General features: G+C 41.2%; 12 protein-coding genes and 1 pseudogene. 6 read left to right on the top strand and 7 right to left on the bottom strand.

What is annotated here, in order from left to right; genetic code table 11:
* The first annotated feature begins 343 nt into the window (after positions 1-343).
* Entirely contained in the window at positions 344-2866 is a 2523-nt protein-coding gene (locus LF817_RS09275; protein ID WP_253935528.1) for a cyanophycinase, read from the top strand.
* 358 nt (positions 2867-3224) lie between these two features.
* Here LF817_RS09275 and LF817_RS09270 read toward each other — a convergent pair whose 3' ends face one another.
* The 3 genes from LF817_RS09270 to LF817_RS09260 form a co-directional block, all read right to left on the bottom strand.
* Positions 3225-4031, bottom strand: a complete 807-nt coding sequence (locus LF817_RS09270) for an immunoglobulin-like domain-containing protein (protein WP_253935527.1) — start codon at positions 4029-4031, stop codon at positions 3225-3227.
* A 174-nt stretch (positions 4032-4205) separates the two neighbouring features.
* On the bottom strand, positions 4206-6137 hold the full coding sequence (fbp, locus tag LF817_RS09265) for a fructose-1,6-bisphosphatase (protein WP_253935526.1): 1932 nt from the start codon (positions 6135-6137) through the stop codon (positions 4206-4208).
* Between the two features lie 673 nt (positions 6138-6810).
* Positions 6811-7176, bottom strand: coding sequence for a winged helix-turn-helix transcriptional regulator (locus tag LF817_RS09260; RefSeq protein ID WP_253935525.1), 366 nt, complete (start codon positions 7174-7176; stop codon positions 6811-6813).
* A gap of 144 nt (positions 7177-7320) precedes the next feature.
* On the opposite strand from LF817_RS09260, the gene LF817_RS09255 reads away from it, so the two are divergent.
* Entirely contained in the window at positions 7321-8493 is a 1173-nt protein-coding gene (locus LF817_RS09255; RefSeq protein ID WP_253935524.1) for an iron-containing alcohol dehydrogenase, read from the top strand.
* A gap of 522 nt (positions 8494-9015) precedes the next feature.
* Here LF817_RS09255 and LF817_RS09250 read toward each other — a convergent pair.
* From LF817_RS09250 to LF817_RS09240, 3 genes are all read right to left on the bottom strand, one after another.
* Positions 9016-9201: a DUF4083 family protein gene (locus tag LF817_RS09250; protein WP_253935523.1), complete on the bottom strand. Its 186-nt coding sequence runs from the start codon at positions 9199-9201 to the stop codon at positions 9016-9018.
* Positions 9202-9240: 39 nt separating this feature from the next.
* A complete protein-coding gene (locus LF817_RS09245; protein ID WP_253935522.1) occupies positions 9241-9687 on the bottom strand; it encodes a hypothetical protein in 447 nt (148 codons plus the stop codon).
* Positions 9688-10259: 572 nt separating this feature from the next.
* Positions 10260-10673, bottom strand: a complete 414-nt coding sequence (locus LF817_RS09240) for an RDD family protein (RefSeq protein ID WP_253935521.1) — start codon at positions 10671-10673, stop codon at positions 10260-10262.
* A gap of 223 nt (positions 10674-10896) precedes the next feature.
* On the opposite strand from LF817_RS09240, the gene LF817_RS09235 reads away from it, so the two are divergent.
* The 3 genes from LF817_RS09235 (at position 10897) to LF817_RS09225 (ending at position 14337) form a co-directional block, all read left to right on the top strand.
* Positions 10897-12912 (top strand): heavy metal translocating P-type ATPase, encoded by a 2016-nt coding sequence (locus tag LF817_RS09235; RefSeq protein ID WP_253935520.1) that lies wholly within the window; start codon positions 10897-10899, stop codon positions 12910-12912.
* A gap of 35 nt (positions 12913-12947) precedes the next feature.
* On the top strand, positions 12948-13523 hold the full coding sequence (locus LF817_RS09230) for a YdhK family protein (protein WP_253935519.1): 576 nt from the start codon (positions 12948-12950) through the stop codon (positions 13521-13523).
* Between the two features lie 85 nt (positions 13524-13608).
* On the top strand, positions 13609-14337 hold the full coding sequence (locus LF817_RS09225; RefSeq protein ID WP_253935518.1) for an AAA family ATPase: 729 nt from the start codon (positions 13609-13611) through the stop codon (positions 14335-14337).
* An 80-nt stretch (positions 14338-14417) separates the two neighbouring features.
* Here LF817_RS09225 and LF817_RS09220 read toward each other — a convergent pair whose 3' ends face one another.
* Positions 14418-14984, bottom strand: a complete 567-nt coding sequence (locus LF817_RS09220; protein WP_253935517.1) for an SGNH/GDSL hydrolase family protein — start codon at positions 14982-14984, stop codon at positions 14418-14420.
* A gap of 214 nt (positions 14985-15198) precedes the next feature.
* Between LF817_RS09220 and LF817_RS09215 the strand changes: the two are divergent.
* Positions 15199-15912 (top strand): annotated as a pseudogene (locus LF817_RS09215) (AraC family transcriptional regulator); the annotation flags it as partial.
* Between the last annotated feature and the right edge of the window lie 156 nt (positions 15913-16068).

Genomic DNA, 16068 nt, shown 5'->3' with positions numbered 1-16068 from the left:
TTACACATACGATACCAATTCAATTTAGTTTCAAAACTCCTAATGCGTCGATATCAACCTTTCCACTATCCTTCCTTAACTCGAAGACTGAATTTAGAGAAAACCGTCTATTATGAAACGAATCGTCAATCTTCCTAACAAACCTTTTTGTTAAAGATTAGCTAAACCTGCTTTTTTTCAAAAAGTAGTATGATCCTCGTTTTACATTGGTCTTTATAAACAAAACCACATTCACCCATATACAACCAGACAAAAATAAAAGTCAGATTTTTCAGTGTTTTTAAGTTGGCACGAATCTTGCATATTCATAATCGAGAGGTAAATAAAGAAGGGAGCAAATTCTATGAAGGTAAGTAAGCTTATCATGCTTGCGCTATTGATGGTCGTCATCGTCGGTTCAGGAACATCCAGTATTTCAGCTAAAGGAAGTGATGACCCCGCTATTAAGGGGAGCCTTGTCATTGCCGGGGGATCACTTGGGACAAGCAATGTCGAGGTGTATGAAGAGTTCATTGATTTAGCTGGAGGCGACAAGAATGCAAAAATCGGCATTGTACCTGCCGCTTCAGGATCTTTGAAATCCACTGAAAAATTTAAGGAGGATTTGATTTCTTACGGAGTAGAGGAATCATCGATTGAAATCCTCGAATTATCCTCCCATGATTTCAGCGGAACTGATGAGAACGAGAGAAAATGGAAGAGTAATGCTCAAAAGAACAAAATGGTAAATAAAATTAAAGATCTCAACGGGATTTGGTTCGTCGGTGGTGATCAACTGAAAATTACCGACACCCTTTTAAAGAAAAATGGTAAAAAAACAAAAGCTTTGGAAGCGATTTGGGATATTTATGAGGATGGAGCAGTTCTTGGGGGGACAAGTGCCGGAGCAGCCATCATGAGTGATGTCATGATCACTGGGGGAGACAGCCTTGGCGGGTTCAACCAGGAATTCACTTCAGAAGACGTTTCCTATGCTGACGAGGAGTATGCACCCGTTTATATTGAGGAAGGTCTCGGGTTTTTCCAATGGGGTATTGTCGACCAACACTTTAATGAACGGTCACGCTTAGGCAGACTAGCCGCTACAGCTTTGGAATATGAGACACAAGGGAATTATGCTTACGGCATTGATGAAGACACAGCGATGGTTGTCCATAACAAGGAAAACACCATTGATATCATAGGAAAAAGCACCGTCGCAGTAATCGATTCATCAGAAGCTGAAACAAAGGGAAAAGAAATCGACAATCTTGATCTCAGCTTCCTATCACCCGGAGATCAAATAGACCCAGACAATAAAACCTTCAACATCAGCGAAGACAAGGTTTCTACCATAGGATACGAGTATTTCAACTTTGATCCTCTCCCGGCAACTGGAGTACTCACATCGTATGGTACATTACCAAACTACCTCTCTTATTCACTTGTCGATAACGAAGCCGCAAATGAAGTGAAGAGTTATCTTTACGACAGTGAAGGCGAAGGTTTTCAATTGAACTTTGAGCAGAAAGAAGAAACGGATGGGTTCTGGGGCTATCAGGATGGCCAGAAGGATTCTTATTCACTAGCTCATGTCAAAATGGATATTGAACCTATTCAGATCAATTTTGAAGAAAATAACCAGGCCTTTACAAATTACAACACCTCCACATTCAGCTCACCTGACATTTCATTCAATCCTGAAACCAAAGGCAGCTTAGTCATGGCAGGTGGAGCATTAGGCAGCTCCAACGAAGAAGTTTACGATGCATTTATTAAAAAAGCTGGTGACGATGCGACAATAGGAATTATCCCAGCTGCAAGCTCCAGCTTAAAATCTTCAAATATCTTTAAAGAAGATTTGATCCATTATGGAGTCGATGAAGAGAGCATCGATATCCTCCCTCTTTCCAATCACGATTTTAGCGGAACAGAAGAAGATGAGAGCGAGTGGTTGAAAAATAGAAATGATCAACAATTAGCGGAAAAGATAAAAGAATACGACGGCATCTGGTTTGTCGGAGGCGACCAAACGGATATTACAGCAACACTATTAAACGAGGATGGTACCCAATCGAAAGTTCTGGAAAGTCTTTGGTCCATTTATGAAAAAGGCGCTGTATTAGGCGGCACAAGTGCCGGGGCCGCCATCATGAGCGACGTGATGATTGCGGGAGGCGGAAGCCATGATACGTTAGCAAAAGGGTTCACCGACACGTACGACGGCATGTCCCAGCAGGAAGGCGGAGCCTCTTACTTGGAACAAGGATTAGGTTTCTTCCCACACGGCATCATCGACCAGCATTTCGATAACAAAGCTCGATTAGGGAGATTGATTGCCACTACCTCCGCTCACGCTGATGAAGAGGAATTCTCTTACGGCATCGACGAGGATACGGCATTGATTTTCGATAACCAAACCGGAACCCTTGAGGTTGCAGGACGTGCCGGGGTGTCCGTGGTCGACCTGTCACAAGCTGAGAATTCTGAGAACGTCCCATCTTTATATGAGGACATCCAATTATCATGGGTCACGTCGGGTGATACGTTGGATCTGAACACAAAGACTTTCACAATCAGTGACCATAAAGATTCAACAAAAGATTATGAGTACTTTGATTATGAAGCCGCCCCACATTCAGGCGTGCTCACCCCTCACCCGACCTTGGCTAACTTTTTATCCTACAGCCTTCTTGATAACTATCGCGAAGACGAAGTGAAAAGCTATAGTTTACATGAAGGAAAAGGATTTGAGTTAACATTTAGTAAAGAAGAAAACACTGAAGGCTTTTGGGGATATCAAGATGGGAATAAAGATGATTATTCTTTCTTGAATGTGAACATGGATATCCAGCCGGTTGAAGTTGATATTGCGAAACAAAAATAATTGATCTCTTCATCCTCGGTGTTGATATTCTTTGTGAAAAACCCTGAAGGGCAGTATTTTAAGAATAGAGGAATGGGGGTTGGAAACCACGAGTGGTTCCCATCCCCCACCTATTAATTTCCTTTCATGATCCAAACGCAAAAATAATGAAGGACGCTTCGCTTTAAAAGACTTCAACCTATCAGTTAATTCACTTACACAGGAGCGCAGCTGTATATGCTTTCACTGCAGAAACCTGTATAGCCTCCATACAATGGCAACTCAAATTAAGAAAGAGACGACTATTTTAAGGATAATCGCCACTTTCCCCTTTCCATCTGCTCACGATTCAAATCCTCACTTAGCCCAAAATACCAGGCTACTCAATTTCAAATTCTACAGCCAATTGTGAGGAAAGCTCTGTATGTGCCGCTTCGAATGTTTTTATTACCCTATAGGTGCCTGAGCTTACATCAAGGTTTGCTAAATCGATCTCCTGAGTATGCGTTTTGTCTGGTTCTAGCTGATACCCGATCATTTCGAAAGGCTGTTCTCCCGATATGTTTTCCCATGTGCCGGAACTATACTTTTCTAAAGAATAAGGCATGCCGAAGTTTAATTGTGTAGGTCCCCAGTTCTCTACTTGAACTTCCAATGTATCATTAGCTTCTAAAACTTCTTTTTCTGTATACATACGGGCGTTTAACTCTTCAGGTGGTACTTGATAGATGGCTACATCGGTATCTAAAATCTCATCATCTTTACTTAAGGCCTCTTGACTGTATGTATAAACCGCTCCTTCTTTTTCAGGAAGCTGCACCCTCAGTTTTTCACCTTTTGTAAAGACTTCTTCTTTTACGACCTCAATTTCTTCTAAATCCTTTCCTCTTTCAACGAGTTGGACGCGAATTTTCTCGTTCGGAAAAGACTCGTTAGTGCCTACTTCGCCACCTGGGTCCACCCTATGATAAGTAGACGTTAAATGAATTCCTTTAAACAATTTATTTGTGTAAGGTTCATATCCTGCTTTTTCGCTTATCTCCTCTGTAGTCCAATCTTTATAATCAGTCATGCCACTCTCAGCGTCAGGCTCCCCAACTTGACTGGGGATATTGTTTGATGCTCCACCGTTTTCTGTCATCGTGGAACAGCCGGTAATAAGTAGTAATAAGATAATCACCCTCATACCTTATCCCTCCTTACTAAGACGTGTTGAAAACCTCAACTAATCATTCCCCATGTACAAACCAGAATAGAATATATGATTATAAAATTAGTCATTTGCTCTGTAGGTAGAGAGCAAATGACTAATGAGTAAAACAAAATTTAAATTTAAAAGGTTCTATTATATGAATTACCTTTAATTCATATAGCGATATTCCATCAAGCTATTCAACATATAGACTTCCTGCAGTAGTTCTTCTCCTACATTCGTTTCCAGCACTTTTTTCCTCTCGAGCTCTTTATCTACCAGTCGTTTCACCGATAATACATCTGTTCCATTAAGCAGGACGTCTTCTTTAGAGTTGAAGTGTTTATGGGCGACTAGCTGCATGCCGTATGAGTTGTATAACAGCGTGTAACCAGCTATGCCTGTGGTAGATTGATAGGCTTTGGAGAAGCCTCCGTCGATGACGATCATTTTTCCATTGGCTTTGATTGGATTTTCTCCGTCTATTTCTTTGACGGGGGTGTGTCCATTTATAATGTGTCCTTGTTCAGGGTTAAGGTCGAATTCTGCCAGGATGTTACGGCAGATGTCTTCTTGTTCTCGTAAGGTGTAATAAGGGTTTTTCTTCTCTTTATGAGATTGTTTATCTTTAATAAAATACCTTTCGAAGGTGGTCATTTCTCTCTTTCCAAAGAGGGAGGAATATTCACCTGTCCATAAATACCAGACCATGTCTGTTGCGAGATCGTCTGTCTGTTCTGGATTGGCAAAAGCGTGACGTAAATAATATTCAAAAATATCCAGCAGGTCACGGCCTCCGTAAGTTTTGTTTTCGATTGTCATTTTTTCCATATTTCCTTTTTCGTCTAAAGGGATACATCCGTGAATCAACAGGTTTCCGTTATATTTCAAATAAAGGCTGCCTTTTTTCATAAGGAAATTCATATGTCTGGCCAGCTTTTCCGAGTGTTGGATAGAAAACAGCAGCTTGTCGATGACTTGTTCTTCCTCTTCTAACAGCTGATCCGGTCGCTCTGGATCGATAGTTGCGAAGCAAGGGTTATCAAGCGGATATGTGTTTCCGTGAATCGTAATTTCGTTGTTATCGTAATCCACTTTCTCAAGCAGTCGTCTCTCAGACATATTAAAGTACGATCGTCTCTTTATGATCGGGCTTTCCAACTTGAACTGAATCATGGCAATGGCTTGGTGAATTTTTGTAATTTGGTCTTTTTCCTGCGTCGATTGTTTTTCGTCTGAATCTACTTTTGGCCTAAAAGCTGGATGGTCATCGTAGTATTTCTCCGCTAGATTAAGAAGAGGTCTAAGGTTGATTCCATATACATCTTCAATAATGTCTAAATTATTGTACCTGGCGCAAATCCGAAGAATATTGGCTAAACAAACTTTTGATCCGGCAAACGCACCAATCCATAGGACATCATGATTTCCCCACTGTATATCTACGGATGGATAATTGATGAGGGTTTCCATAATTTTATCGGGTTCTGGACCACGATCATAAATATCGCCGACAACATGAAGATGGTCGACTACCAATTTCTGCGTCGTATAAGAAAGCCCGATAATGAGCTTATCTGCTTGTCCAAGCGAAATAATCTGCTGGACAATTTTTGAATAATACGATTCTTTATTGATGAAATCATTCGTTTTGTACAGCAATTCTTCTATAATATACACAAACTGTTCCGGCAGCGCTTTCCTTAATTTCGAACGAGTATATTTGGAGGAGGCATACGAGATGAGCTTAATCATACGTTCGATGATTTGGGAGTACCATTCGTTCAATTCTTTCGCATTGTCAAAACCGTTCTTTATCAGCTTGATTTTTTCTTCAGGATAATAGACTAATGTCGCAAATTCATCAATTTCCTTGTCGGATATTTCATCCTTAAAAAGGTCGGTTATTTTCTCTTTTACTCTCCCTGAACCATTTCTAAGTACATGCTGAAACGCTTGATATTCTCCGTGCAAATCGCTGACAAAATGTTCTGTCCCTTTTGGCAGATTAAGAATGGCTTTTAGATTAATAATTTCAGTGACTACTTTTTCTTCGGTATCATATGTTTTAGCCAGTAAATCTAAGTATTTTGAGTTCATTTATGTATCTCCTTTCCAAATTGATTACTGGTAAATTCTTTTCACTTCTTATTTTACAGGAGAAATTTTAATTTGAACGCTGATGGTTAAATTAATTCGCAAAAACCGCTGAAAAATGTACAAACACTTCAGCGGTTGCTTTTAATCTGTCAGCTCCGTTAGGTGTTTGACCCGCTCCCGGAACAATGGTTCGTTACCGTATACTGGCCAGGGTGGTTGGGAAACAACTCGCTTTCCTGCGGGGGACCTGGCAAGCTTCCTCGGGCTCCGCCCTGTGGGATCTCGCCTAGGACCATCTCCCGCGGGAGTCTCGTCGTTTCCCCCCACCCCATCCGATATGAAATGAACGAACCATCGGGCATCGGAGAGTAATCTTTTCATAAGTGATACGGAAAAAGTTTCTTTCTGCACAGTTCCAGTTTTACTATGTGAAGCATGGCCACAGATGTTTCCGTTATCCTCACAATAGCAAGAAGGTTCGGGAAATTGCGAGACTCCTATGGGAAACAGTACATGGTGAGATCCCGGAGGGCGTTAGCCCGAGGAAGCTCACCGTACGCCCATGGAAAGCGAGTGATTTCCCGGACCTTCAAGCACCATTTTTAGTAACGGAAAACACCAAAATATCTCGATAGAACTTATTATAAAACAACAAAATGTCTATGAAAGAGCTCTACAAAATGGAGTATTCGACGTCGTCTCTCTCTTTTCCTACCGTCTCCATATAATTGCTGCCCCACTCATACATGGATTCTAAAATAGGGATTAATGTTTCACCGTGTTCCGTGAGAGAGTATTCAACTTTTGGCGGTACAACTGGATAAACTTCGCGGTGAATGAGCTTGTCCTCTTCCAATTCTCTCAGCTGGTTTGTGAGAACTTTTTTCGTAATGTCAGGAAGCAGACGTTGTAATTCTCCAAATCGCTTTGTGCCTTCTTTTCCTAAATGCCAGAGGATGATCATCTTCCATTTGCCTCCGATTAGAGACAATGTGAGTTCTTTTTCACAATTGAATTGCTGCACTGGTTGTCTAGTCAATCGGCTCTCTCCCATCGTATATCTATTGCACGGTATCTTTATAGATACTAGGTGTTTTAAAAGTGCGTACTGTTATTATACTACTAGAGCTTATACAATGGATACTGTGACAAATCATCATACTACAAGGAGGCTATTATTACTATGAGTCGTTTTACGATCCCACGTGATATTTATTTCGAAGAGAACGCCCTGGAAGTACTAAGGGAATTTGAAGGAAAAAAAGCCTCATTAATCATTGGGGGAGGTTCCGTTAAACGAAACGGAAACCTTGAGAAAATTCAAGAACATTTGGCAGCAGCCAATATAGAAACAGAAGTATTAGAAGGTTTCAATACAGAACCAACATTTGAAATGGTAAAACAAGGCGCAAAAGATCTTGAGTCGTTCCAGCCGGATTGGATTATCGGCATTGGAGGCGGATCCGCTATGGATTCCGCTAAAGCGATCTGGCTCTTTTATGAAAACCCGGATCTTTCTTTTGAAGACGCCATTAAGCCTTTTGAGCTTCCACGTCTTCGTACAAAAGCGAAATTTGCCGGTATTCCTACTACTAGCGGAAGTGGTTCTGAAGTTTCCAACCTTTCCGTAGTAGCCGATGAAACAACGAATGTTAAATATCCATTGGCAGACTTTGAACTGACGCCGGATGTCGCAATTATTGATCCCGTCATGATCGAAGAACTGCCTAAACACATCGCGGCTTATACAGGCATGGACGCGTTCACGCACTCCATCGAATCTTATGTAGCTAAACCAAGAACTCTGTATACGGATATTCTTGCGCTTGGCAGTGCAGAAGTAATCAAAGATAACCTGCTTGCTTCCTATCAAGGCGATCAAGAAGCAGCTAAGCAGATGCACAGCATTCAAGCTATGGCTGGTATGGCGTTTGCGAACGCCGTACTAGGTAACGTGCACAGCCTGGCCCACAAAAGCGGCCCGACATTCGGCATTCCACATGGCTATGCCAATGCCATCTTCCTGCCGTACGTGATTCAATTCAACCGTGCTGTAGTTGAAGATCGTTTTGCTGAAATTGCGCGCCGTATCGGACTTGAAGGAAAAACAGATGCTGAATTGACAGATTCACTTGTCGAGTATATCTATCAATTAAACAAAGACCTTGGCCTTGCTACCACACTCCAGGACTTTGGCGTATCTGAAGAAGAATTCAATAAGCACCTAGATACGATGGCGAAAAATGCAATGGAAGACCCATGCACAGGTACGAACCCGCGTGAAACTTCCGAAGAACAAATGAAAGAGCTTTATAAAGCTTCATTCTACGGAAAAGAAGCTTTAGTAAAAGCATAATGATGGATAAAAAGACGGAGCTTAGGGATATTCCTTAAGCTCCGTTTTTATTTATCGAGGAGTTATAATTTGATAGATTTTCAGCAGGCGTTAAATTCAGTGTTGATATTTATACAAGCTCCCTACTCTGATTACTTAGTTTCAAGATGTTCGGACTGATTCCAAATTGAGTAAGAACTGGACGTAAAGAGGCTATCACGCGGGGTCGACCTATCCTTCGATACCGGTGATGGGCATGATGATTTCTACTTATTCCCCACCTTATTTTTGTTATGCAACGTTAGATTTATAACATTCACCACTATGGTGGTAAAAACAACGATGGAAAAACCAGCACCTAAAATTAAAATAAAATAATCAGAGTCATCAGCAGCATTTCTTGTTAGCAATATTATAGGAGTCAAGGTTATTATCGGCCAAATGATTCCATGCCCTAGAGGTACTTTCTTTTTTGGAGGTGATTTCACTTGGTTTGGACATAAAGACTCCTCCCGATAAACGCTTATCGCTCATTAAACTCTTCTATTTCTTCCTTTCAAGCAGTTCATCTAATTTTTGTTCCATTCGATGTAATTGTTTATTTTTATTCTTCTCCTTCTTTACATAAGAGACAATCCCTGTTACTGCAGCCACAATAATAATGAAGAAAAACAATTGAAACATTATATCTCCTACATGAAAGCTGTCTGCCGTTAATAATAAGAGCATGTGCATCCCTCCGTTACAGCCGTGCAACATATGACACGATTAAATAAAGTTTTCTGTTATCTCTTTTATCCCATTCAAATGACTGAGCAATGAGATTCCTGCAAAAGTGATCGTTGAGAAACAGAACCACCATATTTTTTTCTGTGATTTCCCTCTAAGATAATCCATTCCTCCCCAAAAAATCGAGACAATTACGGAGGTAAAGAACAAGTGGAAATGCACCTTCTGGGATTCAATCTCATCTACAACCCATCCCATATACCATTCATCGTCTTGGGCTGGGGTGTAAGTGATCGATTCTTTTTCGATTCCCAATAAGTTATGGTGTTGAACGGTCACCGCGTCCTTCTTTTTCTCAACTACGTCGTAACCGAGCGGCGAATATTCGAGTGGATAGGCGATGACGTAGGATAACACGAAGGACAGCATCAATAGTGCAGTGTAAAGAAGGGCGCGTCTGATTTTATTCATGGACTCTTCATTCATCATTAGCCTCCTAAAAAGCTGCCTTCTTTTCTAACTAATCTTCATCATGTTCTTCATTTCCAAATCCAGATTTGCCCCAGTAGAAAAGAAACGCTGCTGGTGCGGCAATCATTAAGATCCCGATGATCAAATTCATCGAACTCCTCCTTAGTTTTTGATAGCTTACTTTCTATACGAATGAAGAAGCATTGAGTTTCATTCGTTTTTAAGCTTCATTCACCCTGACATTAAGGAATAAGGTGAAATGGTCTACACAACAAAAAATCCCGTCTCAACTTTTGAGACGGAATTCTATAGTAGTTCAGACTTTTAGACCGTAGATGATGTGAACTTTGTCTTTTCTATTGTATAACCGTTGCTGAACCATACCCATAAGAGCAGACCGATCATCAAACCAGATACGATATAGCCGGGTATACTATTATAAGTGACAATTTGCTACCGAAAGCGATCTGTTTTCTAAAACCAGCCTCTATTTCTACAAAAACCTCTCAACGGAACCTTCAAGATAAGGGAGCTTAAAAAATTGTCAGCACGGAAATATAATAGAGCCTATTGAAAAGACATGATGTTTACTCGCATCGACTACAGCTGGATTCCACTTCCTTCACAACGGTTCCAGAATAGCGGTCATGCGGCATAATTGCGCCATTTTCTTGTGTAAACCCTTTTCGATCTTTCCAATAATCAATGCCGCTGATCAAGTCTCGATAAGCCATCCGCTTAATGATTTGCTTAGACGTCGGCTTTCCTTCTCTTTCATTCTCCAGTACCAACCCCGTAGATAAATACCCAACGGTCGTACCGCTCGCCTTAAGCTGAGCGTACTCCAGCGACCACATGACGAGAGTCGGTGTGATTAATGCGTGTACGGCTTCATTTTTCACTTTTTTGCGGAGCAGCTTTTCTACACCGAAAGTTACGGCTGTTGAAATCGCGAAGTCTATACAGAAAGCTGCGGTTCGTTTTTTTGTAATTAAGTGCATGTTCTGTTCCTCCCATTCTAATAAGTGTGTCTTTTATCCTAACGATTTCACCGTACAAGATGTTTCAAAAATATATACTTTGCCTATGCTGAAGGATGGATAGAGATTTTAGATTCATGCTACTTATGAATCAATTTGAGCAGCAGAAAGTTCATACTGTTTACATATACCCTTACCGGGTAATAGTATGTAAAATATAGAGATGAAACGGAGGGATATCGTTATGGAACAACATCATCACTCTCATTCCCAAGAAGAACATGACCATCATGAAAACCACGATCATTCTGGTCACGATCATGGAGCGATGATTGATGATTTCAAACTGAGATTTTATATTTCTTTGTTCGTTACGATTCCAATTTTATTATTATCACCCATGATTCAGGAATTTTTCAGTTTTAGTTTAACTTTCCCTTACGATCAATACGTTTTATTCGGTCTGGCTACGTTTGTCTTCTTCTATGGAGGATGGCCGTTTTTGACTGGGGCTGTTGATGAACTGAAGAATAGAAATCCAGGCATGATGACGTTGATTGGTCTGGCGATTGTCGTAGCTTATGGATATAGTTCCCTAATAGTCTTCGGCTGGACAGGAAAGAATTTTTTCTGGGAACTGGCTACACTGATTGATATTATGCTTCTCGGACATTGGATTGAAATGAGATCCGTGATGGGAGCTTCAAATGCACTACAGGAATTGGTGAAATTGATGCCAAATACCGCGCATCGATTAACGGAAGGTGGCAAAACGGAAGAGGTCGCGTTGAACGAACTCCATGCAGACGACCTTGTGCTCGTAAAGCCTGGAGAGAAAATACCTGTAGATGGCGTAATTACAGACGGCAGCTCTGCCATTGATGAATCTATGTTGACTGGAGAGTCTGTACCTGTTGAGAAAAGCAAGGATGAGGAAGTGATCGGGGGCGCCATCAATAAAGAGGGAAGCCTGACCATCCAGGTGAAAAACACGGGAAAGGATACGTATCTTTCCAAAGTCATCACGCTCGTTGAGGAAGCGCAGAATTCAAAGTCAAGGGCTCAGGACTTAGCGAACCGTGCCGCCAAATGGCTGTTCTATCTAGCGCTCGGAGCTGGTATTACTACATTCATCGTATGGATCGCGTTAGGATTTTCCTTCGATGTAGCAATAGAACGAATGGTCACTGTCATGGTCATCACGTGTCCGCACGCTCTCGGATTAGCTGCCCCGCTTGTCGTGGCCGTATCCACCTCCTTATCGGCAAAACAGGGACTGTTGATCAGAAACCGTACCCAATTTGAGAATGCACGAACGATCGACGCCGTCATTTTTGATAAAACAGGAACTCTGACAAAAGGTGAGTTCGGGGTCACGAATATCATTCCTGCCAACGAGCAAGCGGAACAGGATGTTTTATACTGGGCCGCAAGTGTCGAGCAAAACTCTGAACACCCTCTCGCTAAAGGAATTTTAGAAAAAGCTGAAGCTCAAGAGATTGCTCTCGGCAAAGTGGAAGACTTTGAATCTATAACCGGACAAGGCCTAAAAGGAACGATTGACGGCAGATCCGTTAAAGTTATGAGTCCGGGTTATATGGACGAACAGGGGTATTCGTATGATCAATCAGCGTTTACTGAACTGTCTGAAGAAGGAAAAACCGTCGTCTTCGTACTTGTAGACGATCAATTGATCGGGATGGTCGCACTTGCTGATATGGTCAGGGATTCAGCGAAAGAAGCGATTGCCGAGCTTAAAGCCAGTGGCATCCACTCCATCATGCTTACTGGAGATAATGAAAAGGTAGCTCACTGGGTCGCAAAGCAGCTCGATATTGAAGAGGTTTATGCCGAAGTCATGCCTGATCATAAATCGGACAAAGTGAAGGAAGTCCAGTCCGACGGAAGAAAAGTCGCTATGACAGGAGATGGCATCAACGACGCTCCCGCACTGGCTACAGCAGATGTAGGCATTGCCATCGGCAGCGGTACCGACGTGGCGGTGGAAACAGCAGACATTGTGCTCGTCCAAAGCAACCCGAAAGATATCGTGTCCGTGTTGAGTTTATCTAAGAACACGTATAGAAAAATGGTCCAGAACCTCTGGTGGGCAACTGGCTACAACATTTTTGCGATTCCGTTAGCTGCAGGAGTCCTTGCTCCTGTCGGCGTTGTGCTCAGCCCAGCTGTAGGTGCTGTTCTAATGAGTTTAAGTACAGTCGTAGTAGCCATTAACGCGAAGCTGCTTAAGACTGATTAAATATAAATAGAAGATAAAATGAGGAGGAACTGAAAATGAAAAAAAGAATGTTAGGATTGGCTGCGCTATTGTTGATTTTGCTTGTCGCTGCTTGTTCCAGCAATGAGCAGGAAAATGAAAGCACGAACGAGAACGAGGAAAGCAATGAGTCCAGTGAAGAAATGGACCATTCTGAAATGAATCATTCAAGTTCAGGCGAGGTGCCTGACGATCTTGAAGAGGCAGAGGACCCTTCCTATGAAGTCGACAGTACCGCTGTCATGAATGCAGACCACATGCCAGGAATGGATGGGGCAGAAGCAACGATTTCTGGAGCTTTCGATACAGTAGCTTATATCGTTTCTTATGACCCAGCCAATGGCGGAGAACGAGTGGAAGATCATAAATGGGTCATCCATGAAGAACTCGAAGATCCAGGAGAGGCACCTCTTGAAGAGGGAGCAGAAGTCACCTTAAACGCTTCTCATATGGAAGGCATGGAAGGTGCTGAGGCAACCATTGATTCCGCAGAAGAAACAACTGTTTATATGGTTGATTTTGAACCGACCGACGGAGGAGAAAAGGTTGAGAACCATAAATGGGTAACAGAAAGTGAATTATCCGATGAATAATATGTAAATGAAACGGACACCATTCCCGATTTGGGGATGGTGTTTTTTTATCATGTAACCATGGTACGATAGAGGAAAAATAGAAATGATAGGTGATTCCGTGTTAAAGAGAATAGAACTTCAACGTGAACGCATTCCTTCTTTTCAAACTTATCCCTTTTCGATCCCTTCTATAAAAAATCTTCAGCACCTTGATATCAGCAACAGGGTGACTTGCTTTGTCGGAGAAAATGGCTCCGGTAAATCGACGCTGTTAGAAGCCATCGCCGATCGATGCGGCTTTCATACAGCAGGCGGCGGACGGAATAATTATTATGACGTACATGCATCTGAATCGGCACTCGGAGATTATGTCAAACTGTCCTGGCTGCCAAAACTGACGAAAGGCTTTTTCCTTCGCGCCGAGTCTTTCTATGATTTCGCGTCTCATATTGATGAAGTCGGCGCTCATGGAGCTTATGGCGGGCAGTCTCTGCACGCACAGTCTCATGGGGAATCGTTTTTGTCTCTATTCTTGAACAGGTTCCACGGGAAAGCCATTTACCTGTTGGACGAGCCTGAAGCGGCTTTATCCCCTCAGCGTCAGCTTTCTTTTTTAAAAATCATGCATGACTTAGTTTCCTCAGGAGACTGCCAGTTCATTATAGCCACCCACTCCCCCATTCTGTTAGGGTATCCGGACGCTGATATTTACAGTTTTGATGAAGAAGTGATTCATAAGGTCCAGTATGAGGAGACAAACCACTTTCAAATTACGAGTTATTTTTTACAAAACCGCGAGAGGTTCCTCCGCGATATTTTAGATGATGAATAAATTCAGCCTATAAAAAGAGACCCTTTAAAAAACTCGTTTCAGGAAATTTTCACGGGTTTGATGGTCTGGATTTTCATCGTTTAGTTGTGAATTTCTTTTATCTTACTTACCATTAAGCGCACAAGAATATCATAACCCTTTTCACCAAAATGAAGACCATCATTTTCTAATCCTATAAGTTTTTCTTGATAGTTATCTATAGAAATAAACTCGGAAAAGAAATCAATAAAGTAACTTCCGGTGTCACGTGCTGCTTCTTGAACAATTAAAGAGTACTCAGATAATACATTGTTGGTTCTATCAAACTGAAGCTTTTCATCAACGGGCGCTGGGGAAATCAATATGGCTTTGTCAGATCCTATGTGCTCTATGATTTTATAAAGGTTCTCTTTATAGGTTTCTATATCTACCATTTTATGAAATGCAGCGTCATTGGCACCGAACAACACGGTTACTAGATCGGGGTTATGTTTCATTACATCGTTTTGTATTCTACTCATTGCATCACAAGTGTTATCACCTGAAACACCCGCATTTATGATTTCAAACTCCTTCAAATGTTCAGCTAGTTTTGTAGTTAACATTGGTTTAGACAACCCTTGTGTACCAGCCGTAATACTATCACCGAAGCATACTAGTTTAAGCATTCCATCTCTCCTTTTCAAAAATACTCCCTGGAATAATATCGCCATTATACACCAATCCTGACGGCCAGTTAAAAAGTTACCCCTCGGCCAATGAATTCATATAAACCTCGTCGTTATGTTTATTTGTATAATTATAGTAAGAGGTTAAAATATAGTTACTGTGTATTCCAGTTCAATTATTAATAGACTTTACAGCCATAAAAATGGGGAGTAATTCGGAATGAATTTTTCAATGAGAATGGGAATCGAGCAAATACAAAATGAACTTAGTGATTTTTCTGATGAACATGTACTACATGTATTACATGGTCAGTTTATGTATGAAGAATTTAAGAATGAAAAGATTTTGGGGCATTCAGACTACGTTCCATTTAATGAAGCTATGTGTGTAAACGCCACTACCAAAGATATATTTAATGAAGAGTTCATAAAGACTAGGGCCATGGGACACCATGAGTTAGTTGAAGATTATATCGAAAAGGTAATCAATCCTTTAAATAAACTCTTTACCAACACATATAAATGTATCGTATTATGGTTTGGTGAAGACATGTTTTGTCAAATGAACCTTCTTACCCTTCTCGCTTACCTTGAACAAGCCAATTTCAGCGGAAGAGTGATCTTACATAGTTTCAGAGAAGATGAACGTAAGATAAGACAAACTGAACTTGAGTTAGGTCATTATGTTACTGCTTATGAAGACGTCCTGTTCAATCATAAAAAAACATCAGTTTCTGTAACTCCAGTGATGCACCAGGCAATAGATCTATACGTAACGATGCTGGCGGATGATAATCCTGTAACGCAGTACATCAAACAGAATAAAAACTTATCGACTTCTGAATTACTTGAAAGGTTATTCAAACTTTTTCCAACAATAGGATATGGAGATTTACAATACAAAAAAATGATTAATAAAATAAAATAGATCGTTAGCAGAGAAGGCCCTGTCACAAGGAGGCCACTGAAAAAGTCCATGATAAAACTAAACACGCATCCTTTCTTTGAAAATCAAAGAAAGGATGCGTGTTTTCTTGTATAATGAAAGAACTACATAAAAGTGAGGGATTCGATGTTAGACCGA

The organism is Halobacillus sp. A1, assembly GCF_024189295.1.
Taxonomy (GTDB): domain Bacteria; phylum Bacillota; class Bacilli; order Bacillales; family Halobacillaceae; genus Halobacillus_A.
Note: the sequence above shows the minus strand (reverse complement) of the source record. Positions and strands in the feature narration are given on the sequence as shown.

Coding starts and splice junctions, on each gene's coding strand:
- LF817_RS09230 (WP_253935519.1), top strand. CDS start 12,948: ATGAAAAAAAGAATGTTAGGATTGGCTGCGCTATTGTTGATTTTGCTT.
- fbp (WP_253935526.1), bottom strand. CDS start 6,137: ATGAACTCAAAATACTTAGATTTACTGGCTAAAACATATGATACCGAA.
- LF817_RS09255 (WP_253935524.1), top strand. CDS start 7,321: ATGAGTCGTTTTACGATCCCACGTGATATTTATTTCGAAGAGAACGCC.
- LF817_RS09275 (WP_253935528.1), top strand. CDS start 344: ATGAAGGTAAGTAAGCTTATCATGCTTGCGCTATTGATGGTCGTCATC.
- LF817_RS09235 (WP_253935520.1), top strand. CDS start 10,897: ATGGAACAACATCATCACTCTCATTCCCAAGAAGAACATGACCATCAT.
- LF817_RS09220 (WP_253935517.1), bottom strand. CDS start 14,984: ATGCTTAAACTAGTATGCTTCGGTGATAGTATTACGGCTGGTACACAA.
- LF817_RS09225 (WP_253935518.1), top strand. CDS start 13,609: ATGATAGGTGATTCCGTGTTAAAGAGAATAGAACTTCAACGTGAACGC.
- LF817_RS09270 (WP_253935527.1), bottom strand. CDS start 4,031: ATGAGGGTGATTATCTTATTACTACTTATTACCGGCTGTTCCACGATG.
- LF817_RS09240 (WP_253935521.1), bottom strand. CDS start 10,673: ATGCACTTAATTACAAAAAAACGAACCGCAGCTTTCTGTATAGACTTC.
- LF817_RS09245 (WP_253935522.1), bottom strand. CDS start 9,687: ATGAATGAAGAGTCCATGAATAAAATCAGACGCGCCCTTCTTTACACT.
- LF817_RS09250 (WP_253935523.1), bottom strand. CDS start 9,201: ATGCTCTTATTATTAACGGCAGACAGCTTTCATGTAGGAGATATAATG.